The 22,119-nt window shown below is 54.5% G+C and carries 19 protein-coding genes; 6 read left to right on the forward strand and 13 right to left on the reverse strand.

Features of this window, described 5'->3' with window-relative positions; translation table 11 throughout:
* Positions 1–5 precede the first annotated feature (5 nt).
* Genes yajC through queA form a run of 3 tightly spaced genes read right to left on the reverse strand, consistent with a single transcriptional unit; the run spans position 6 to position 2,592 of the window.
* Complete coding sequence (gene yajC / locus ACPUC7_RS19665; protein ID WP_343554131.1) at positions 6–338, reverse strand: preprotein translocase subunit YajC; 333 nt, start codon at positions 336–338, stop codon at positions 6–8.
* A gap of 24 nt (positions 339–362) precedes the next feature.
* Positions 363–1,487 (reverse strand): tRNA guanosine(34) transglycosylase Tgt, encoded by a 1,125-nt coding sequence (tgt, locus tag ACPUC7_RS19670; RefSeq protein ID WP_064740428.1) that lies wholly within the window; start codon positions 1,485–1,487, stop codon positions 363–365.
* A gap of 34 nt (positions 1,488–1,521) precedes the next feature.
* Positions 1,522–2,592, reverse strand: a complete 1,071-nt coding sequence (gene queA / locus ACPUC7_RS19675) for a tRNA preQ1(34) S-adenosylmethionine ribosyltransferase-isomerase QueA (RefSeq protein ID WP_494924164.1) — start codon at positions 2,590–2,592, stop codon at positions 1,522–1,524.
* Between the two features lie 298 nt (positions 2,593–2,890).
* Here queA and ACPUC7_RS19680 point away from each other — a divergent pair, with 298 nt between their 5' ends.
* The 3 genes from ACPUC7_RS19680 to ACPUC7_RS19690 all read left to right on the forward strand — a co-directional run bounded on the left by ACPUC7_RS19680 (position 2,891) and on the right by ACPUC7_RS19690 (position 5,810).
* Entirely contained in the window at positions 2,891–3,472 is a 582-nt protein-coding gene (locus tag ACPUC7_RS19680) for an ACP phosphodiesterase (RefSeq protein ID WP_494924222.1), read from the forward strand.
* Positions 3,473–3,558: 86 nt separating this feature from the next.
* The gene (locus ACPUC7_RS19685; RefSeq protein WP_494924165.1) at positions 3,559–4,797 is read left to right on the forward strand and encodes a mechanosensitive ion channel family protein; all 1,239 of its coding nucleotides are present in this window, start codon (positions 3,559–3,561) and stop codon (positions 4,795–4,797) included.
* A gap of 203 nt (positions 4,798–5,000) precedes the next feature.
* Positions 5,001–5,810: an inositol monophosphatase family protein gene (locus ACPUC7_RS19690; protein WP_494924166.1), complete on the forward strand. Its 810-nt coding sequence runs from the start codon at positions 5,001–5,003 to the stop codon at positions 5,808–5,810.
* A gap of 374 nt (positions 5,811–6,184) precedes the next feature.
* Here the strand turns inward: ACPUC7_RS19690 and proY are convergent, their stop codons facing one another.
* From proY to phoB, 6 genes are all read right to left on the reverse strand, one after another.
* The gene (gene proY / locus ACPUC7_RS19695; RefSeq protein ID WP_494924167.1) at positions 6,185–7,540 is read right to left on the reverse strand and encodes a proline-specific permease ProY; all 1,356 of its coding nucleotides are present in this window, start codon (positions 7,538–7,540) and stop codon (positions 6,185–6,187) included.
* A 67-nt stretch (positions 7,541–7,607) separates the two neighbouring features.
* Entirely contained in the window at positions 7,608–8,927 is a 1,320-nt protein-coding gene (gene brnQ, locus ACPUC7_RS19700; protein WP_494924168.1) for a branched-chain amino acid transport system II carrier protein, read from the reverse strand.
* Positions 8,928–9,326: 399 nt separating this feature from the next.
* Entirely contained in the window at positions 9,327–10,433 is a 1,107-nt protein-coding gene (locus ACPUC7_RS19705; RefSeq protein WP_494924169.1) for a cobalamin-independent methionine synthase II family protein, read from the reverse strand.
* A gap of 167 nt (positions 10,434–10,600) precedes the next feature.
* On the reverse strand, positions 10,601–11,527 hold the full coding sequence (locus ACPUC7_RS19710; protein WP_494924170.1) for a PstS family phosphate ABC transporter substrate-binding protein: 927 nt from the start codon (positions 11,525–11,527) through the stop codon (positions 10,601–10,603).
* 102 nt (positions 11,528–11,629) lie between these two features.
* Complete coding sequence (phoR, locus tag ACPUC7_RS19715; protein WP_494924171.1) at positions 11,630–12,940, reverse strand: phosphate regulon sensor histidine kinase PhoR; 1,311 nt, start codon at positions 12,938–12,940, stop codon at positions 11,630–11,632.
* Between the two features lie 14 nt (positions 12,941–12,954).
* On the reverse strand, positions 12,955–13,644 hold the full coding sequence (gene phoB / locus ACPUC7_RS19720) for a phosphate response regulator transcription factor PhoB (RefSeq protein WP_343553636.1): 690 nt from the start codon (positions 13,642–13,644) through the stop codon (positions 12,955–12,957).
* Between the two features lie 197 nt (positions 13,645–13,841).
* Between phoB and sbcD the strand changes: the two genes are divergently transcribed.
* Both sbcD and ACPUC7_RS19730 read left to right on the forward strand, forming a co-directional pair.
* Positions 13,842–15,047, forward strand: a complete 1,206-nt coding sequence (gene sbcD, locus ACPUC7_RS19725) for an exonuclease subunit SbcD (protein ID WP_494924172.1) — start codon at positions 13,842–13,844, stop codon at positions 15,045–15,047.
* A complete protein-coding gene (locus ACPUC7_RS19730; protein WP_494924173.1) occupies positions 15,044–18,721 on the forward strand; it encodes an AAA family ATPase in 3,678 nt (1,225 codons plus the stop codon). Before sbcD ends, ACPUC7_RS19730 begins: the two co-directional genes overlap by 4 nt.
* Positions 18,722–18,772: 51 nt before the next feature.
* On the opposite strand, the gene ACPUC7_RS19735 is transcribed toward ACPUC7_RS19730, so the two are convergent.
* Genes ACPUC7_RS19735 through ACPUC7_RS19745 form a run of 3 tightly spaced genes read right to left on the reverse strand, consistent with a single transcriptional unit; the run spans position 18,773 to position 20,471 of the window.
* Positions 18,773–19,426, reverse strand: a complete 654-nt coding sequence (locus ACPUC7_RS19735; RefSeq protein WP_494924174.1) for a DUF799 domain-containing protein — start codon at positions 19,424–19,426, stop codon at positions 18,773–18,775.
* On the reverse strand, positions 19,423–19,782 hold the full coding sequence (locus ACPUC7_RS19740) for a DUF4810 domain-containing protein (RefSeq protein ID WP_343553632.1): 360 nt from the start codon (positions 19,780–19,782) through the stop codon (positions 19,423–19,425). The genes ACPUC7_RS19735 and ACPUC7_RS19740 overlap by 4 nt, the downstream gene beginning before the upstream one ends.
* A gap of 11 nt (positions 19,783–19,793) precedes the next feature.
* Positions 19,794–20,471: a CsgG/HfaB family protein gene (locus tag ACPUC7_RS19745; protein WP_343553631.1), complete on the reverse strand. Its 678-nt coding sequence runs from the start codon at positions 20,469–20,471 to the stop codon at positions 19,794–19,796.
* Positions 20,472–20,625: 154 nt separating this feature from the next.
* On the opposite strand from ACPUC7_RS19745, the gene ACPUC7_RS19750 reads away from it, so the two are divergent.
* On the forward strand, positions 20,626–21,045 hold the full coding sequence (locus tag ACPUC7_RS19750) for a cell envelope integrity TolA C-terminal domain-containing protein (protein WP_343553630.1): 420 nt from the start codon (positions 20,626–20,628) through the stop codon (positions 21,043–21,045).
* On the opposite strand, the gene qhpR is transcribed toward ACPUC7_RS19750, so the two are convergent.
* On the reverse strand, positions 21,005–22,066 hold the full coding sequence (gene qhpR / locus ACPUC7_RS19755) for an AraC-like transcriptional regulator QhpR (protein WP_494924175.1): 1,062 nt from the start codon (positions 22,064–22,066) through the stop codon (positions 21,005–21,007). The genes ACPUC7_RS19750 and qhpR overlap by 41 nt on opposite strands.
* Between the last annotated feature and the right edge of the window lie 53 nt (positions 22,067–22,119).

Genomic DNA, 22,119 nt, shown 5'->3' on the forward strand with positions numbered 1-22,119 from the left:
AAAAATTACAGCGCCTTCATAGTACCTTTCGGCAGAACGGCGGCCACGAAATCACGTTTAACAACTACTTCAGTGGTGTCGTTCAGAGCAATAGAAACATAGCCAGTTTCTGCCACTTTGGTCACACGACCAACCAAGCCACCGCTGGTCAGCACTTCATCACCTTTAGAGATGGAATCCATCAGCTTCTTGTGATCTTTCGCACGTTTCTGCTGCGGACGCAGAATCATGAAGTAGAAAATCAGACCAAATACCACCAGCATGATCACCAGAGAATACGGACTTCCCTGCGACGGTGCGCCTGCTGCGGCTACGGCGTCAGAAATGAAAAAGCTCATTAAATTTCCCTCATTGATGAATTATCAGACGTTCAGCGGAGGAACCGCTTTACCCGTCCTTTGGTAGAACTCGCTAACAAAGTGCTCTAATTTACCCTCTTCGATAGCCTTACGTAAACCGGCCATCAAACGTTGGTAATAGCGCAAATTGTGAATCGTATTCAGGCGTGCGCCCAGTATTTCGTTACAACGATCAAGATGATGCAAGTAAGCGCGGCTGTAATTGCGACAGGTGTAACAATCACACTCCGCATCCAGCGTGGCGGTATCATCTTTATATTTGGCATTACGGATTTTCACCACGCCATCGGTAACAAACAGATGACCGTTTCGCGCATTGCGCGTTGGCATAACGCAGTCAAACATATCGATACCGCGGCGAACGCCTTCCACCAGATCTTCTGGCTTGCCGACGCCCATCAAATAACGCGGTTTGTCTTGCGGAATTTGCGGACAGACGTGCTCCAGGATTCGGTGCATGTCCTCTTTAGGTTCACCCACCGCCAGGCCGCCCACAGCGTACCCATCAAAGCCAATCTCTACCAGACCTTTAACCGAGACATCTCGTAAATCTTCGTAAACACCGCCCTGAATAATGCCGAACAACGCATTTTTATTGCCAAGCGAATCAAAGCGATCGCGGCTACGTTGTGCCCAGCGCAGAGACATCTCCATCGAACGCTTGGCGTAATCCCAATCGGCTGGATACGGGGTACATTCATCGAAAATCATCACCACGTCAGAACCGAGATCGAACTGAATCTCCATCGATTTTTCTGGATCGAGGAAGATGGGATCGCCGTTGATGGGGTTACGGAAATGCACGCCCGCTTCGGTGATCTTGCGGATGTCACCAAGGCTGAAGACCTGGAAGCCGCCGGAATCGGTGAGGATCGGCCCTTGCCAGTTCATGAAATCATGCAAATCGCCGTGCAACTTCATGATCTCCTGGCCTGGGCGCAGCCACAGGTGGAAGGTGTTGCCGAGCAGGATCTGTGCGCCGGTTTCTTTGACTTCTTCCGGCGTCATGCCTTTCACCGTGCCGTAGGTGCCAACCGGCATAAACGCCGGGGTTTCCACTACGCCACGATCAAAGACCAGACGGCCACGGCGCGCGCGCCCGTCGGTAGTATCTAATTCAAATTTCACATTAACCTCTAATCAGAGAAACAGTCTGATTCAATTACGCGCCGACGCTTTCGTCTGGTGCTTGTGGATTACGGGTGATGTACATCGCATCCCCGTAGCTAAAGAAACGGTACTGCTCAGCCACCGCGCTGTGATAAGCCGCCATGGTGTGTTGATAACCGGCAAACGCCGACACCAACATAATCAGGGTCGATTCCGGCAAGTGGAAGTTGGTGATCAGCGCATCGATCACCTGATAGTGATAGCCGGGATAGATGAAGATTTGCGTGTCATCGAAGAACGGCGCAATCAGCGCATCCTGGCTGGCCTTGGCGGCACTCTCCAGCGAACGGACCGAGGTGGTGCCGACCGCCACCACTTTGTTGCCGCGTGCTTTACATGCCAGCACCGCATCGACGACCTCTTGCGGCACTTCAGCATATTCGGCGTGCATGATGTGATCTTCGATGGTTTCCACGCGTACCGGCTGGAAGGTGCCTGCGCCGACGTGCAGCGTAACAAACGCCATCTCCACGCCTTTCTCTTTCAGCGCCGCCAGCAAAGGCTCGTCGAAGTGCAAACCGGCGGTAGGTGCCGCAACCGCGCCCGGACGCACGCCGTAGACGGTTTGATACAACTCGCGATCGGCATCTTCGTCAGGACGATCAATATACGGCGGCAGCGGCATGTGGCCAACGCTGTTGAGGATATCCAGCACCGCGCGATCGTCTGCAAATTCAATTTCAAACAGCGTGTCATGGCGCGCTACCATCGTCGCTTTGACGCTCTCATCATCGCCGAGCAGCAATTCCGCACCCGGCTTCGGTGCTTTCGAGGCGCGCACATGCGCCAGCACACGTTTGTCGTCCAGCATGCGCTCAACCAGCATCTCGATTTTCCCGCCGCTGGCTTTACGGCCAAAGACACGTGCCGGAATCACGCGCGTGTTGTTGAACACCAGCAAATCGCCCGGATTGAGCTTATCCATGACGTCAGTAAACACGCCGTGGCTTAGCGCCCCGCTTGGGCCATCCAGCGACAGCAAGCGGCAACCGCTACGCTGCGCCTGTGGATAGTGGGCGATTAAGGATTCTGGCAACTCAAAGGTAAAATCGGCTACGCGCATGCATCACTTCTTCAGGACTTAAAATCAGGCGGCATAGTTTAGCGGAAAAGCGGCAAATTCTGAACAACTGGCTGAGTTTCTGTGATTCTGCCTCTACACAAAATAATTCGAGGTACAGGACAAAAACGCTAAGCGTTTTTAAACAGCGCTAGCGCTGGCCCCGAAGGGGTGAGGCCTTAGGCCGAATCACGCGGCAAACGAGGGCAGCACGATGAGCTTACATGAGTAAGTGATTCGGGTGAGCGAGAGTAGCCAACGCACCTGTAACTTGAAGTATGACGTGTATATAATGCGTGCCATGAACTTTCTCGCGCACCTCCACCTGGCACAGCTGGCAAACAGCTCGCTGCTGGGCAATCTCATGGCCGACTTCGTGCGCGGCAACGTGCAATCGCAATGGCCCGCGCCGGTGGTGGACGGCATTGCGATGCATCGTCGCATCGACGTATTGACCGATAATCTGCCGGAAGTGCGTGAAGCGCGTCAGCTATTTCGCGCTGAAACGCGCCGCGTAGCACCGATCACGCTGGACGTGATTTGGGATCACTTCCTAGCACTGCATTGGGATCAATTCACGCCAACCCAATCGCTGGCCGCATTTACCGCCGAGGCGGAACACAACATCGTGCCGCAGTTGGCCGGCACACCAGAAGGGTTCATCGAGTTGAATGCGGTGATGTGGCGTGAACGCTGGTTTGAGCATTACGCCGAACCTGCGCGACTACAGCGTGTGCTGAACGGCATGGCGCACCGTCGCCCGCGTCTGGCGGCACTGCGTGATTCTTACCAGGATTTTGTTGATCATTACGATCGGCTCGAACCGCTGTTCTTCCAGTTTTATCCCCGCTTGATGGCCGACGCCCGCGCACAACAGTTGTAACTTCAAGACCTGTCTGTTGGACTGGAAAAGGCTGGCCCCCTACCCTGCGTGACCGAAATACTCGCTCACGCTCAGGGAATTCTTACATGCAACATTACATTGCCAACTGGCTCGCAGAAGCCGGTATTCATTACCCCAACATATTGGCGTTGGGGATCGTTATTGCCATCATCTTCGCCATTTCACTGTTCACTCACGGCATCCTGCACCGCGCCATTTTGCCGTTGCTACGTCGCCGCGCCGAGAAAACCAGCCGCCAATGGCCGAAAACGCTGATCAACAGTCGCTTGTTCAGCCGCTGCGTGTGGTTGATGCAAGGTGTGTTATTCAAACTGCAAACTGAAGCTTTCCTGCATGACAGCACGCAACTTTATTCTGCGCTGCTGATTTTCGCGCAGCTGTGGATGATGGTGTTTGCCCTGCTATTACTGTTTTCACTGCTGGATTTGCTGCAACAACTCAGCACCAACAGCGCGCTGGCACAGCAATTACCGCTGCGCGGCATTATTCAGAGCGTAAAATTGATTGCCGCGATTTTAATGGTGATCATGATCATTTCGCTGTTATTGGGCAAATCACCGGGCGTATTGATCACCGGTCTGGGTGCCATGACGGCGGTGCTGATGCTGGTATTTAAAGATCCGATTCTCGGTCTGGTCGCCGGTATTCAGTTAGCTGCCAATAATATGCTGAAGATGAATGACTGGCTGGAAATGCCGAAATATGGCGCGGATGGTTCCGTGATTGATATTTCACTGACCACGGTAAAAGTGCGCAACTGGGATAACACGATTGTCACGATTCCGGCCTACGCCTTAATTTCTGACTCCTTCAAAAACTGGCGCGGTATGTCTGAATCTGGCGGGCGTCGAATTAAACGCAGCGTGCATATTGATACCACCAGCATCAAATTCCTCGATGAGGAATTAATGAATCAATTGAAAAATGCCCACCTGTTAACGCCGTATTTGCACAGTAAGAATGAAGAAGTGGCAGCCTGGAATGCGCAACTTGAATGTGATTTAAATTCGCCGCTGAATGGGCGTCGCCTGACTAATGTCGGCACCTTCCGCGTCTGGCTGCAAAGCTGGCTGGAACAACATCCGCGCATCCACAAAGAGATGACCTTGATGGTGCGTCAATTGGCGCCAGGCGAAAACGGCTTGCCGCTCGAAGTGTATGTTTTCACCAGCACCACGGTGTGGAAAGAGTACGAGAATATTCAATCGGATATTTTTGACCATATTTATGCCGTATTACCGACCTTTGGTCTGCGCGTGCATCAATCCCCCACCGGAAATGACATGCGCCAAATCGGCAAATAAACCCAGGCTTAATCCGCCTTCTCACCTCCCCGGTCAGCGTAATTAAAAATTTCGCTGGCTGGCTTCTTTCTCCTCTTGTCAGTCGCAGCCATCTACGGCTTAATGAAACCTTTCTTAACTTTTGTTAAGTCTGTCACACAGCTAACGTGCCAATTTGGGCGCTTGTAGTTGCTTCGTCAGTCAGAAAATCATAAGAGGGAAAGATGTCATCAGCCACGCTTACCGAATTGGATGCACGCTATCATTTCGCCCGCGATGTGGCGAAAGCCGCCGCCAGCCGCGCGTTATCCTGGTATCAGCAACGTCATCAATTAGTGATTGAACACAAGAAGGATTTGCAGGATGTGGTCAGCGAAGCGGATCGCAACGTCGAGCAGCTGGTCAAACATCTGATTTACGAACGTTTTCCTGATGACGCGGTACTTGGCGAAGAGAGCGGCGGCGAAACCAGCGGCGCGCGGTTTATTTGGGTGATCGATCCGATTGACGGCACCAGCAGCTTCCTCAACGGTTTGCACAATTGGTGCGTGTCATTAGCCATCGTCTGTGAAGACGAGCCGGTGATTGGCGTGGTCTGCGATCCCAATCATCATGAAATGTTTCATGCTTGCCGTGGTAAAGGCGCGTGGGTCAATGACAAACGCATTCAGGCGCATAGCGCGCAACAGCTCGATCAGGGCGTGCTGGGTCTCAGCAGCTCTAACAGCCAACCGATTGCACCGCTCACCGCCTTTATTGGCGCGTTATTAACGCAAGGTGGCATGTTTATCCGCAACGGTTCAGGAGCGTTGATGAGCGCCTGGGCAGCAGCAGGACGCTTGATTGGTTACTACGAAGCACATATGAATCCGTGGGATGGTTTACCCGGCATTGTGTTAATGCGCGAAGCGGGCGGCATCAGCAACGATTATCTTATTAATCACGGTTTGCAGAATGGCAATCCGGTATTACTGGCGAACGCGGTGATTTATCCACAATTGAAAGCGCTGCTGCCGGATCATCCATCGTTATAATAATTTCACTGCACGCCGGACGTCAGAATTTATCCGCATTACGTTAAGTCGATTTATTTACGTCGGCTTAACTTTCCTTCTTGCATTAGGTTAGCCAGATAAACGTTATTGAATCGGCGATCTGCGAATATTCTATATTTTTCTCATCATGCTGATTAGCGCAGGAAAACGCGTATTCTGGCAGCGTCAATCATCCCTTAGATATATGTTTACTTTTTCTCCTTTGTAACTTTTTCGGCGACAGGATGCGCCGAATTATTTTTTGGAAAAATATGTAAAGTAAATATCTCGGGTTGCCATGCCTCTCCCGTAGGGTCGCCATTTATGGTGACCAGGTGCGCAAGAATGCGCACCCTACGATTAGATATGCAGCATTATCCCTTACGCTTTTTCACCAATGGCCACGCCAACAGCAACAGCGCAATCCACGCGAAGCCGACATACAGCGACACGCGCGTATCTGGGAAGTAGCCAATCAAACCAATAATAAAGGCCAGGAACAGCACACCGAACCACGCGGTGGCGCTGCCGCCCGGCATGGCAAACTGCAATTTACCGGCTTCTTCTTTGCCAATTTTGCGGCGGAAAGCAATCTGCGACAGCAGAATCATAATCCACACCCACACGGTGGCAAAGGTCGCCAATGAGGCAATCACCAGGAACACTTTTTCCGGCATCAGGTAGTTGAGATACACCGCAACCAACATCGCCAGCATCATCACTAATACCGTGACCCACGGAATGCCGCGATTAGAAACTTTCTGGAATACCTTCGGTGCGTGGCCTTGCTGCGCCATGCCGTGCAGCATACGTCCGACGCCGAATACATCGCTGTTAATCGCCGACAGTGACGCCGTCAAGACCACGAAGTTAAGAATCGATGCGGCGGCGGCAATGCCTAAATGCTGGAAGGTCAGCACAAACGGGCTGCCGGAAGTGCCCACTTGATTCCACGGATAAATCGACATAATTACGAACAGTGTACCGACATAAAACACCAGAATACGCATCGGTACTGAGTTAATGGCGCGTGGAATCGACTTCTTCGGATCTTCCGCTTCACCCGCGGTGATGCCGATAATCTCAATGCCGCCGTAAGCAAACATCACCATCTGCAATGACAGCAGCATGCCGACGATGCCGTGGGCAAAGAAGCCGCCGTTGGTCCACAGATTATGGATGCCGGTGGGTTGCCCGCCGTTGCCGATACCCCAGAAAATCATGCCAAAACCGGCGACGATCATGATGATGATGGTAGCCACTTTGAAGAAGGAGAACCAAAACTCCACTTCGCCAAACACCTTCACGCTCATCAGGTTAATCGCGCCGATGATCAGCACCACGCTCAGCACCCAGATCCAGTGCGGCACCTCGGGGAACCACACGCCCATGTAGATACCAAAAGCCGTTACGTCGGCAATCGCCACAATCAGGATTTCAAAACAGTAAGTCCAGCCGGTGATGTAACCCGCCAGCGGGCCGAGATAATCCTGTGCGTAACGCGAGAACGAACTGGCCTGCGGATTGTTTACCGACATCTCACCCAGCGCGCGCATGATGATATACGCCACCGCACCGCCGATGATGTACGCCAGTAGTACGCTAGGTCCCGCCATTCTGATGGCATCAGCCGAGCCGTAAAACAGCCCGGTACCAATTGCCGATCCCAGCGCCATAAAGCGAATGTGACGCGTGCTCAGTCCACGTTTGAGCTTGTTGGTTTCTTGCATAACTCTCAGTACCTTGAAAATGAAAAACCACGGGCGAGCCCGTGGTCGAAATTAACAGCAATGTCGCTTACTGATGGACGGCGACCTGTTCACGTCCTTTGGCACGATCCACCACTGCGGCAATCACCAACATCGCCAGCGACGGCGGCAACCAGGAAAGCCCCTGATCGGCCAGCGGCAGATGCTGACTGAACAGCGGCAGCACATCTTTAAAGCTGGTGGTTTTAATCGCATCAACGATACCAAACAGCAGGCTCACCAGCATGGTTGGCGCGATGATACGTGAACTTTTGTTCCAGAACTTCAGCGTGAAGCTCAATACCACCAGCACGATGCACGGCGGATAAATCGCGGTCAGCACCGGAATCGAGATCTGAATCAAGTGGCTCAGGCCGAGATTCGACACCACCATGGAGAACAGACCCAGAATAAACACCAGCGCTTTATACGACAGTGGCAGGTATTGCGCAAAGAATTCTGCACAGGCACAAGTCAGGCCAACCGCCGTCACCATGCACGCCACGAAGATCAGTGCCGCGAGGAAGAAGCTGCCCATGCCGCCGAAGGTCTGCTGCACATAAGCATGCAGAATTTCAGCACCGTTGGCGCTTTGTGCCACCAGCGCACCGCTGTCGTTGCCCAGCTTGAACAGCGTCAGGTAAATCAGCGTCAAACCGATACCGGCGATAATACCGGCCAGCATGGTGTAGCGCGTCAGCAACTTGGCATCTTCTACGCCGCGTGAACGCGCCGCATTAACGATCACGATACCGAACACCAGCGCACCCAAGGTATCCATGGTCAGATAACCGTTGACGAAACCGCTGGAGAAGGCGGCACGCTGATACTCTTCGGTCGCCGGAGAAACGCCGCCAGCTGGCCAAATCAATACCGCAACGCCAAGCACGATCAGCGCCAGAATTTTCAACGGTGCCAGGAAGTGACCAACGGTATCCAGCAGCTTGCCCGGATAGAGCGAAATGCCGATCACCAGCGCGAAGTACAACAGGCTGTAAATAAACAGCGGCAGCGTGCCATCGCCGGTCAGTGGCGCAATGCCGACGGCAAATGAAACGGTGGCAGTACGTGGCGTGGCAAACAGCGGACCCACGGCCAGATAGCACACGGTCGCCAGCAGCAAACCGGCAGCTTTGCCAATCGGTGAGCTCAGGGCATCAATGCCGCCGCCGACGCGCGCCAGCGCGATCACGGTGATTACCGGCAAACCAACCGCAGTAATCAGGAAGCCAAAAGCAGCAATCCAAACGTGCTCGCCAGACTGAATCCCCACCATCGGTGGGAAGATGATATTTCCTGCGCCAACGAACAGGGCAAACGTCATGAAGCCCAGCGCCAGGATATCCTTGGAGGTTAAACGATGTGTCATAAACTTCTGTACTGCCTGTAGCTGATGTTGCGGTGGAAGTTGAGTTCGTGTTGTCCTCTGGATGCGCTAAAACCGGGGCTTATTCGGCCAGACCAGCGTGTTATGCGGGACGAATCGTTAAAGCGCAGGTGATTTAAACTACTTTTCTTGTGTTCGCAGAGGGATAAATCGACAACGGCGCAAATTAGAACGTTTATAGCGAAGAAAGGCAATACGGGATCGGAAAACCAGAAGGATATAACAAGATAGTGGAATAAAGCAGTGAATCACGATGGAATTGTAGGAAAACACCTCAGATGATTTGCTAAAAGTTTCCGCAACGCGGGAGATCTCTTTGCATAAATTGCCCTTTGCATGCACAAAAGGCGCGATTTACGCGCCTGTTTGCTCTGCTTTACATCATTTCCAGACTGTTCTCGCTATATCGACCACCAGACGAATCTTCTGCCACTGCTGCGCTTCGCTCAGGCTATTGCCCTCTTCGGTCGAGGCAAAGCCGCATTGCGGGCTGAGGCAAATTTGATCGAGGCTGACGAACTGCGCTGCTTCCTGCAAACGTGCTTCGACCTGCGCCGCATCTTCCAGTTCGCCCGTTTTGGTGGTGATCAAACCCAGCACCACTTGCTGATGACCTGGCTTGATGAAGCGCAGCGGCTCGAAGCCACCGGAACGTTGGTTATCGTATTCGAGGTAAAACGCGTCGATGTTCACACCACCGAACAGCACTTCGGCGACCGGCTCGTAACCGCCTTCGGAAATCCACGTGGAGCGGAAGTTGCCGCGACACACATGCAAGCCAACGGTTAAATCCGCCGGTTTGCCTTCCAGCGCTTTATTCAGTACTTCAGCATAAATGCGCGCCAGTTCTTGTGGATCTTCGCCACGTTCGCGGATCTGTTGCTGCTGCTCGGTTGAGCACAGATAAGCCCAAACGGTGTCATCCAGTTGCAGGTAACGGCAACCGGCGGCGTAAAAAGCGTTGATCGCATCTTTATAGGTTTGTGCCAGATCGGCGAAATACTCTTTCAGATCGGGATAAACCGTGGCATCGATCACCTTACGTCCGCCACGGAAATGCAGCACGCTAGGACTTGGAATGGTCATCTTCGCCACCGCATCGCCCGCCACGCTTTGCAGGAAACGGAAGTGATCGAGCATCGGGTGATTTGGATTGAACGCCACTTTGCCGGTGACTTTCACGCCGTGCGCTTTGGTCTGCACGCCATTGAATTGAATCCCCTGCTCCGCTTCAAACAGCTCCACGCCGAGCAAATCGCCGAAGAAGTCGAAGTGCCACCAAGCGCGACGGAATTCGCCGTCGGTAACAATTTGCAGGCCGTTGGCACGCTGATGTTCTACCACATGGCGGATTTCACGGTCTTCCACCTGACGCAGTTGCTCGGCGTTGATTTCACCTTTGGCGAACTGCTCACGCGCCTGTTTAATGGCGGCGGGACGCAGAAAACTGCCGACGGTATCGGCACGGAACGGGGGTTGAGCTGGCATCGTCACTCCTCATCCTGGGTGTAATTACCACAGGGTATAATTTCGCTTGGTTATTTTTAGCCATCTAGATGGCTATATGTCCAAGGAGAGTGCCATGCTGTCGTCTTTTCAGCAATAGAAGAAAATTCAGCTCACATGAAAGAAATTCATGATCGGATGCGCGTGGTTCAATTTGCCTCAATGGCCGCGCGTGCCTGCGCCATCTGAGTTTCAGACAACGGCAAATAACCGGCTTCACTCACCCGGCGCTGACCTTGCGCTGACAGCACCTGCTGTAGAAACGCATCCACCAACGGCGGCAAGGGTTTGCCGGGCGCTTTATTGACGTAGATATAGAGCGGGCGCGACCACGGATAGCGGCCGCTGCGGATCGATTCGGCGTCGGGCATCACGCTGTCGCCTGCCGCCGTCACCACCGGCAGCATTTTCACGCCGCTGAGGTGGAAACCAAAACTGGCGTAGCCGATGCTATTTGGCGTCGCCGCCACCGCTTGCACCACGGCGGCGGAACCAGGAAATTCGGCTACATCAGCACGAAAATCGCCTTTACACAGCGCCTGTTGCTTGAAGAAACCCCAGGTTCCCGAGGCGGAATTGCGGCCAAAACGCTGAATGCTGCGCGTCGCCCAGCGGCTATCGCTTAAGCCGAGATCGCCCCAGCGTTGCGGCACCTGTTGCGCGCCACACAAACGGGTGATTGAGAATAGAGCATCGAGTTGCTGTGGAGCGATGCGCGGCAGTGGATTGTCTTGATTGACCACCACCACCAGCGCATCCATCGCCACCGGCACCGCCAGTGGCGGATAGCCGTAACGCGCGATAAACAGTTGGCGTTCATCTATCTGCATTGGGCGGCTCATCGCACCCAGTTGCGCAGCACCGGCGGCCAGCGCGGTTGGTGCAGTGGAAGAACCCGCCGCCTGCACCTGCACGTTAACGCCCGGCGACTGGCGACTGAAATCCTCGCCCCACAAGGTCATCAGATAACCCAAGGTATCCGATCCCACGCTGCTTAAATTGCCGGTCAGCATGGTTTGTTGGCTGTAAGACTGAAATGAGCAGAACAGTAAAAAAGAGAGCAACAGCGATTTCATCAGACGTCCCGCAATTCAATTAAGCGAATCAAAAACATGACGCCTATTCTGTAGCGGCGCGATTTTTCGCGCAATAAATTGCGCCGCTACGTCGTGCAAGCCTTAATTAATGCTTGCTTGAATTGCGTTAGCCACAATCAACCGTGGCGGCAGAAGAAAACTGAAACAGGTTTCCTGATGCGGCACGCTGGTGATTTCCAGCCGCGCGTTGTGATGGCTCAACGCATGCTTAACGATCGCCAATCCCAAACCGCTGCCGCCGGTGGCGCGCGAACGCGCTTTATCCACGCGATAGAAACGTTCAGTGAGGCGCGGAATATGCTCCTCACTGATGCCCGGCCCGTTATCGCACACTTTGAACTCCGCGCCCTGCTTGGTGCGCAGCCAACTGATATCCAGCCGCGTGCCTTCTGGCGTGTGGTTCACCGCGTTGTACACCAGATTGGAAATCGCGCTGTGTAACTGTTCGTCATTGCCGAACACTTTAAGGTGCGGATCGGTGTGGAAATGAATCGAATGGCGTCCCTGACTGAGCGTTTCCGCTTCACGCTGCAACAGCAGCAGCATGGTCGGCACATCGACAGTTTCTTTCAAATCGATGGCTGGCGCGGCTTCAATGCGCGACAAGGTGAGCAACTGTTTCACCAGGCTGTCCATGCGCCGCGTTTGCTCTTGCATGGTGTGCAACGCCTTGGCCCGCGTGCGCTCGTTCATCACCGAATCGTCCATCATTTCCAAATAGCCTTGCAGCACGGTTAACGGCGTGCGCAGCTCATGACTGACGTTGGCGAAGAAGTTACGACGTGCACCTTCCAGCTGGTGCATCTGGGTGACATCACGCGCCACCATCAACCATTGCCCTTCGCTGTATGGCATCACGCGGAATTCCATATGATGCTGATTATTGAGGATCTGCGTCAGCGGCTTGTCGAAATCGCGCTGGCGAATATAGCGGGAGAATTCGGGATAGCGCAGCAAATTGAGAATGTTCTGGCCGTTATCTTCCGGCCAGCGTAAACCCAGATGCTGCTGTGCCAAACCGTTACACCAAAAGATGGTGCCCTCTTCGGTGGTCAGCACCACCGCATCGGGCAACGATTCTGCGCCGCTGCGGAAACGTTTGATCAGATTGCCCAACTCGCGACGACGACGACGGTTGCGCAACTGCATTTGATACAAGCCGTAAAACAGCGGTTCCCAGCTGCCGCGTCCGGCGGGCGGCGTCATCGAGCGATCGACCCACAGCCAGTGCGACAGACGCATCAGGTTTTTGAAGTGCCAAAACATCACGCCGGATACTGCAATCAGCAGCAGCCACGGCAGATAACCGAACAACAGACCAAGCACCAGCGCAGGCAAACACACCAGCGCCAGCTCGATCAACAATCTCTTCCAGGAGAGTCGTTCCAGCACGGTAAAAACTCCGTTTAGTAGCGGGCAGAGAAACGATACCCTGTTCCGCGCACGGTTTGTACCATACGATCGTGGCCGGTGAGTTCCAGCGCTTTACGCAAACGACGAATATGCACATCCACGGTGCGATCTTCGACATACACATTGGTGCCCCAAACGTGGTTCAGCAGCTGCTCGCGGCTATACACACGTTCTGGATGCGTCATAAAGAAGTGCAGCAATTTATATTCGGTCGGCCCCATTTCCAGCGGCGTGCTTTCCGACATCACGCGGTGCGAAGAAGGATCCAGACTTAAGCCCTGCATTTCAATCACCTCTTCCACCGCCATCGGTGAAATACGGCGCATTACCGCTTTGATACGTGCCATCAACTCTTTCGGTGAGAATGGCTTGGTGATGTAATCATCCGCGCCCACTTCCAGACCGCGTACGCGATCTTCTTCTTCACCGCGCGCCGTCAGCATCATCACCGGGATTTCACGCGTCATGGCTTCGCGTTTCAAATGTTTAATGAATTGAATACCGCTGCCGCCGGGTAACATCCAGTCCAGCAGAATCAAATCAGGCCAAGGTTCGATCAGCTTACCAATCGCGCTGTCATAATCTTCCGCCTCAATAGGCTGGTAATCATTCTGTTCCAGCACGAAACATAACATTTCACGGATGGGAGCTTCGTCTTCCACAACCAAAATGCGCTTAGCCATTGTAACTCCTGCTAGTGTGACCATCTGTCACTGGGATTTGCGGCGCCATTATGCGTCAGTTTTATGACACTTTTATGAAAACACCGCCCCTAGATAAATAGATAAGAAACTGAAATGTGACAACATAAATCTGCTTTTTTTCTTATTGATCTGAAGCGGTTATAATTCGCCCTCGCTTAAGCTTGCACGGAGCATTCATGCGCATCATTCACACCGCGGACTGGCATCTCGGACAGTTCTTTTACAGCAAAAGTCGCGCGCCAGAACATCAAGCGTTTCTTGACTGGCTACAGGACCAGATTGTGCAGCATCAGGTGGATGCGCTGATCATCGCCGGCGATCTGTTTGATACCGGCTCGCCGCCAAGTTACGCACGCGAAATGTTTAACCGTTTTGTGGTGGCGTTGCAGCCCAGCGGCTGCCAATTGGTGGTGCTGGCGGGCAATCACGATTCGGTTGCCACGCTGAATGAATCACGCGAACTGCTGGCGTGCCTGAATACTCAAGTGATCACCAGCGCGACGCCGCACGGTGAACATCAGGTATTAACGTTGAAGCAACGCGATGGCACGCCGGGCGCGCTGCTGTGCGCCATTCCTTATCTGCGTCCGCGCGATATCCTGCGCAGCCAGGCCGGACAATCGGGGCGCGAGAAGCAAATTTCGCTGCTGGAAGCCATCGAGCAGCATTACCAACAATGCTTCGCCGCCGCGCAGGCGCAAAACAATGCATTGCCGATCATCGCCACCGGGCATCTCACCACGGTCGGCGTGACCAAAAGTGATTCGGTGCGCGACATCTATATTGGCACGCTGGATGCCTTCCCGGCGCAGGCGTTTCCGCCGGCCGATTATATCGCGCTCGGCCATATTCACCGCGCGCAACGCATCGCCAACAGCGATCATATTCGTTACAGCGGTTCGCCGATTCCACTGAGTTTTGATGAGCTGGGACGCGACAAAAGCGTATTCCTGCTGGAATTCAGTGCGCAGTTAGATGATGTGACGCCATTAATCATTCCGCCATTTCAGCCAATGCAAATGCTGAAAGGTTCGATGGCCGAGATCGAACATCAGTTGGCGCAGTTCACCGCCGATGAAAACGCGCCGCTGACCTGGTTGGATATTGAGATCACCACGCAGGAATACCTCAGCGATTTACAGCGTCGTATCGAAGCGTTAACCGAGCACTTGCCGGTTGAAGTGCTGCTGGTGCGCCGCAGCCGCGAACAGCGCAGCCGCAGTCTGGAGCGGCTGGATAATGAAACGTTGAGCGAATTGAAAGTCGAAGAAGTGTTTGCCCGTCGACTGGCGCAAGAAGAACAGCTGGATGCCGAACAGGCCGAGCAATTGACGCAACTGTTCCGCACGCAGCTTGCCGCGCTGGAGAATCCATCTGCATGAAAATTTTGACCTTACGCTTTAAAAACCTTAACGCGCTGCGCGGCGAATGGTTTATCGACTTCCGCCGCGAACCTTTTGCCAGCAACGGCCTGTTTGCCATTACCGGCGCAACGGGCGCAGGGAAAACCACCTTGCTGGATGCGATTTGCCTGGCGCTGTATCACCAAACGCCGCGCCTTGGCGTGCTGTCGCAAACCCAGAATGAGCTGATCACCCGTGATACCGCCGAATGCTTAGCTGAAGTGGAATTTGAGGTAAAAGGCGAAGCATGGCGCGCCTTCTGGAGCCAGAACCGTGCACGTGGACAAGCCGACGGCAAGTTGCAGGCACCGCGCGTTGAGCTGGCGCGCGTGGCGGATAATCAAATCGTTGCCGATAAAGTCGGCGACAAGCTGAAAGCCATCGAAACCTTGTCCGGACTGGATTTCGCCCGCTTCACCCGTTCAATGATGCTGTCGCAAGGCCAGTTTGCCGCCTTCCTCAACGCCAAGCCCGGCGAACGCGCCGAACTGCTGGAAGAGTTGACCGGCACGGAAATCTACGGACAAATCTCGGTGCAGATTTACGAGCGCTGGCGTACGGCACGCAGCGAGTTGGATACGCTGCGCGCGCGTGCGGGCGGCATGTCGCTGCTGGATGAAGCGCGCCGTGCCGAGTTAACGCAGCAGCTGGCGGAACTCGGCGCGCAGGAGAAAATCCTGAGTGAGCAATTAAACGAGGCGCAGGCGCAGCAACACTGGCTGGCGCAATCGCAGCAGTTGGCACAGGAACAACAGCAGGCGCAGCAAACGCTAGAACATGCTCAGCAGGCGTGGCAACAGGCCGAGGGCGATCGTCAGCGTTTAGCACGCGCCGAGCCAGCGGAAAAACTGCGCGAAAAGTTACAGCAACGCGAGCAATTGCAGCAGGATCGGCAGGCGCTGGAGCGGCAGTCGCAGCAATTAATCAGCCAGCAGCAGCAAGCTCAAGCCGCGTTGCAACAGGGCGAAAGTCACTATCAAGCGGCGCAACAGGCGCGTGAGCAAGTGTTGCAGCAACAGCAGCAGCTGGAAACCTTGCTGACCGAACAGGTGATTCCGCTCGATCAACGCATCAGCAGCAGCGCACAGCAATTAGGCGAGCAGCAACGCCAACACACGCAGCAACAAGCGGCGCTGCAAACTCAGCAAACCGCGCTCAGCCAGCAACAGCAGGTAAGTGAACGTTTACAGCAGCAAGTGGAGCAGCAACAAACCCTGCGCCGTGAAGAAGCCGCCGCGGCTGTTTGGGGAGGCGAATTAAGCCGCTGGCAGGCCGACATCGCCCGGCTGGATGAGCGTGAACAAACGTTGACGCAGTTGCAGCAACAGCAGCAACAACAGCGCAGCCAGCTGGAGCAGCATCAACAGGCATACGCGCAGCGTGAACAAGCGGCACAACCGTTGCAGCAGGCTGAAGCGCAGGCTGCACAGCAACGCTTACAAGCGGAGCAAGCACTGACTTCGCTTGAGGCTGAAATCAGCAGCGAACAGTTGCGTGCCGCCCTGGCGCAGCATCGAGCGCAACGCGCTGCGCGTCAGCAACTCACGTTGTTAGCCGCACAATGGCGCAGCTTGCAGCCGCAGAAATTGCAGCGCCAGCAAAAGCTGACGCAGTTGCAGCAACAGCATCAGGCCGAAGAATTGGCGCTTCAGGCGCTGCGTGATGAATACAAGCGTGAAAAACAAACCTTTGAAGATATAACTAAGATTTGCGAGCTGGAAAGCACCATTGCAGATCTGGCTAGTGCTCGAGCCAAACTTCAACAGGATCAACCTTGTCCACTTTGCGGTTCATGCCAGCACCCAGCAATTGAACAGTATCAAGCATTGGAACCTAGCGAAAATCTTCGCCGCAAATCAGAGCAAGAATTACTTGTGGCAAGACTTCATGAGTTGGGAACCGCTAAACGCGAACAGCAAAAATTATCCCTGCAACAGCAGCAAAGTTTGCAGCAGGAAATCAGCGATTACGATCAGCAGATCGCCACCACCCATGCGCAATGGCAAACGCTGTGCGGTGAGCTGGCACTTACCTGCACGCTGGAACAACAAGAGGCATTTGCGCAGTGGCAGCAGCGCCTGGATGCTGAAGAACACGCGCAGCAGCAACAACTTCAAGCGCGTGACAATGCGGCACGTTTGGTACAGCAAACCCGCGATGCGCATTTGCAACAGCAGCAGCAATGGCAGCAACAGCAAAACCAGCAGCAGCTGGCACAGCAGCAGATCGCCAGCAGCCAGCAAGCGTTGGATCAACTCAGCCAACGCGAAACCAGCGAACGCAACGCTCAGCAGCAGCAAACGCAGCTGTTGCAACAGCAGTTGGCGCAGCATCAGCTTGATCTACCGGCAGCGGAGGCGCGCGAAAGCTGGCTCAACCACTTGCAGCAGCGCTGGCGCAAATGGCAGGAGAGTGAACGGTTACTCGCCGAGTTGCAGCCGCAATTGGCGAAAGCCGAGAGCGAGCGCAACAGCCTGCAGCAGCAGCAGCAGCGTGAACAGCAGCGGCTGGACGAGTTGCAGCAGGCGCTCAGCACCTTGCAACAGCAGCATCAACAGCAGGTGCAGCAGCGTCAGCAACTGTTTGGCGATCGACAGGTGGCGGAAGCGCGTCAGCAGCAACACGCCGCCTTACAGCAGTGCGAACAAGCGCTGGCACAGCAGTTACATCAGTGGCAGCAGGCGCAGAGCGCGCTGCACAGCCTGAACGGCCAATGTGAGCAAATCAATGCGCAGCAACAGAGCTTAAGCGAGCGAGTGCAGGCCGCAGAAACCGCCTTGCAGGCCGCATTGCAGCAGAGTGATTTTGCCGATGAAGCGGCATTACGCGTGGCGTTGCTGGACGAGAATGCAGTGCAGCAATTACGTCAGCAGTTACACACGCTTGAGCAGCAGCGCCAGCAGCAAATCACTTTGCACGAACAGCTTGCGCAACGTTTAGCGGCGCATCAGCAGCAGCGTCCGGCGGCGTTGAGCGATGAAAGTGCCGCCAACATGCAACAGCAACTGGAGCAACTGCGCATTGCGCTGCGCGACAATGCACGCCAGCAAGGTGAAGCGCAGCAGCAGTTGCACAGCGATGCCCAGCAGCGCCAGCAGCAGCAAGCGTTGCTTACACAGATCGCCGAAGATGATGCGACGTTGACGCAGTTAGGTCGGCTGAACGACCTGATCGGCTCAGCCAAAGGCGATAAATTCCGTCGCTTTGCACAAGGTTTGACGCTCGATCATTTGGTGTGGCTGGCCAATCGCCAGCTGGATCGTTTGCACGGCCGCTACTTACTGCAACGCCGCGACAGTGACGAGTTGGAATTAGAAGTGGTGGATACCTGGCAGGCGGATGCCACGCGCGACACGCGTACCTTATCCGGCGGCGAGAGCTTCCTGGTAAGTCTGGCGCTGGCACTGGCGTTATCGGATTTGGTCAGCCACAAAACGCGTATCGAATCGCTGTTCCTCGATGAAGGTTTTGGCACGCTAGATGCCGAAACGCTGGACACCGCGCTGGATGCGCTGGATGCCTTGAATGCCAGCGGCAAAACCATCGGCGTGATCAGTCATGTGGAAGCGATGAAAGAGCGCATTCCGGTGCAGATCAGAGTGCGCAAGATGAACGGTTTGGGCTACAGCAAACTGGAGTTGCCGGGGGAATAAATCAGCGACCCTACACCTGTTTTTGTAGGGTCGCCATTTATGGTGACCTGGTTAACGCGTACTCGCCAACTTATAACGCGGCCCGCTCAGCAAACCGCCCTGCTCGTTCTGTGCCAACAAACGCGCGCTGGTGACACCGGCGATGGTGTGCGATTTGTCACTGACATTGCTGGCAATCTGCTTAATCGCCGCCGACACCAACATGCCAATAATGCCGCCGCTATTGTTGTTGCCACCTTCGGCATCGTTTGCCGTAGCAATGCCCTGCCACAACTCTTTGCCGCTGCGCAGATCCACCAGCCGTGCGTTAGCCGACACTGTAGTCACGCTCTGGATCACCTGATAGCTGCTGCCGTAATCGGTCACCGAAATGTACAGCGCGCTATCGGCATGGAAGATATCGTGCAGGCGCTGCGGGCTGACGGCTTGAATTTCATGGCCGTTGGTTAATCCGTTCTGCTGGAAAGTTTCATCCACCACCGCCACCGGGAACACGTAATAACCCGCTTCTGCCAGCGGCTGTGTCACCAGCGAGGTGAAGCTGTTAGCAGCATTAACATCCGGCGAGCGGTTATCCGCTGGCAACACCAGAATAGAAGCCGGTTTACTGGCGCGGAATGCGCTGTAATCGTACGGTTTTTTGTGCGCACAACCGGTGAGCAGCAGCGCGGTCAACACGCTGAATGCAGCAATCCACTTTTTCATTGGGCAACTCCTTGCTTTTTCTTCATCAGAAAGTCCATGTAGGGCGCAGATTCAGGGAACAGCTGCTTTTCGGTGGCAAACTGGCTAAAGGCTTTATCGCTTGCGCCGGTTTTGGCATACAGCAGCCCCAATTGGGCGTGGAGGCCCGGTGCCACTGGCTTGTTCACCGCTTTGGCTTTTTCGATATCGAGATTCAGCGCTTCGATCTGTTTTTGCGGATCGGAATCTTTTTTGTAGTAGCTGTAGATCTGCTGCTGGTAATCGCCCCAGTAATAGATCGGCTCTGGCCCTTTTGGCGCACAACCCGCTAATAGGCTCGCGGCGATCAGCGCCGCACTCAACGGTAATAATTTCATGCGTAATATCCTTATTTCGCTGGGCGCCACGCGCCGCTGTTAATGCCATCGACTAAATGATCGACCGCTTCACGGATCGCCAGATCCATCACTTTGCCGTTCAGCGTTGAGTCGTAACTGGTGGTGCCGCCAAAACCAATAATTTCACGTGCAGATAGCTGGTATTCGCCCGCGCCCTGTGCGCTGTACACCACTTCTGAGGTGGTGACATCCACCACATTCAAATTCACTTTGGCGTAAGCGACTTGGCTCTTGCCGCGACCCAGAATGCCCCACAGCTGCTGATCGCCAACTTCTTTGCGACCAAACTCGGTGATATCGCCGGTGATGATGTAGGTGGCACCTTTGATGTTCTGTTGGCTCTTTTTGAAGCCCGCTTCCTGCTCCAGCTCTTTCAAGTTGCTGCGATCCAGCACGTTGAAACGATTGGTCTGCTGCAAATGCGTGACGAGAATGGTTTTCGATTGATTGCCCAGACGATCAACACCATCGGAGAAAATGCCGTTCATGTACGACGAACGGTTATCAAATTGGCCGACCGCAATCGGGCTGCGCACGCCCTGATACGCGGGCTGGCTGGCCGCGCGCACCTGTGGCGCTTCAATGGCGCGCGACGATTCGGTCGCGCAGCCGCTGAGCAGCGCCGCGCTTAACAAGGAGAGTGCCGCAAAGGCATATTTTTTCTGCATTTCGAATCCATGAATCAAAAGGGGATAAAGCCGCGAGGTTGCGGCAAATTCTGGTTCTGCCGACAGTCAGAGTAATGCCATAGCATTGATTGAGCCGGTCTGTAGACTGTCGGCAATGAGGCATAGGATCTTTAGCGGAAATACAGGCACATTAATGAATTTAATTAATAGAATGGCGGGATTATTCGGCGGGTTAATCATTATATCGGCGCTCAGCGCCTGCCAACATTCGCAGCCAAAGCAACAAGATAGCATCGCCAATCTGTGTCAGCCGCAGAGCGAGCCGGGCAGCGCTTCCTGCAAGTGGGCTGATGAAATGCAGCATCAACTGAACCAGCATTTCAACGATGCGAAAAGATATGCGGGTCAGCAATGTTTGGTGCGATTGGAGTGGCAAAACAGCGGGCGTTTCGCGGTAACGCAGACGCAAGGCGATGAAACGCTGTGCCTGCGCGCCTGGCAATTGATTGGTCAAAGCAAAGATTTGCCGCCGCCGCCCGATCGTGCTCAACCGGCGTGGTTTGGTTTCGCGCCTAGCTCGCCAGCCCATCCTGACGCCACTGGCGCGGGCTAATGCCAAACCAGCGACGGAATGCACGCGAAAAGGCGCTGACTTCGGAATAGCCAAGCAGCAGCGCCATTTCCGAGATCGGCAGTTGCTTCTGTTGCAGATAATAGGTCGCCATCTCGCAGCGCACTTTATCCACCAGCGCAGTGAAGCTAATGCCTTCCTCGCGCAGTCGCCGCTGCAGCGACCAGCTCGACAGCCCCATTTTTTCCGCAATCTCTTCCAGCACCGGTTCGCCCTGCATCAGCGACAAATTGACCTGCGAACGCGCCTGCTCGACCACGCTTTGCAAGCTGGTTGAACTGTTGAGGCGGCGAATCGCATCCTGCATCACCATCAGCAGCATCGGGTCCTGTTCCGGCATCGATCGCAGCAGATCGCGTTTGGGGATCAGCAGCGAGTTGAACGGTTGATCGAACCACACTGGCGCATCAAACACTTTACAGTGTTCATGCCACTGCTCCGGACGCGGATGTTCGAAATGCACTTCACGCGGCGCCCAGTTTTTACCGGCCACGTGACGAATGATATTAAGGAACATGCCCAGCGTCAGTTCCGCATCCTGACGCCGCGAAAGGATTGCGCCGTGACGCACCTGATAATCCAGCCGCCAGCATTCGCCCTTATCCACCAGCCGCGTCAAGGTGTCGTGCTGATGCCACGGAAAGGCATTCACCACGTTATGCAGCGCTTGTTCCAGCGTGGGCGAACACAGGCCAATGTAACCAATCAAGCCTAATGACTGCGGTTTGAACTGCTTGCCGTAATGCAAACCGAAGTTATCAAAACCCGAATGACGCGCCGCTTCTTCCATCACACGACAGTAGTTCACCAGTCCCAGGCTGAGCGTTGGGCTGGCGAGCAGCTCTGAGTTGATGCCGCTGATGCCAAAAATGCGATCTACATCGCCGCCTTTGTCGGTGATAAATGCGCTTAGCCCGGTGGCCGCCGCCGCGAGCACGCCGCGATTGCTGGCGCTGACCGATAAGGCGCTGAAGGCGTCAGTGGGAGTCATGAGTGATTGCATTGGAACCTCACATTTAGGCGCGAGTGAAACAGTGTGAGAGATCCAGCAATTTT

It is taken from the genome of Pantoea sp. CFCC18179 (assembly GCF_059412405.1).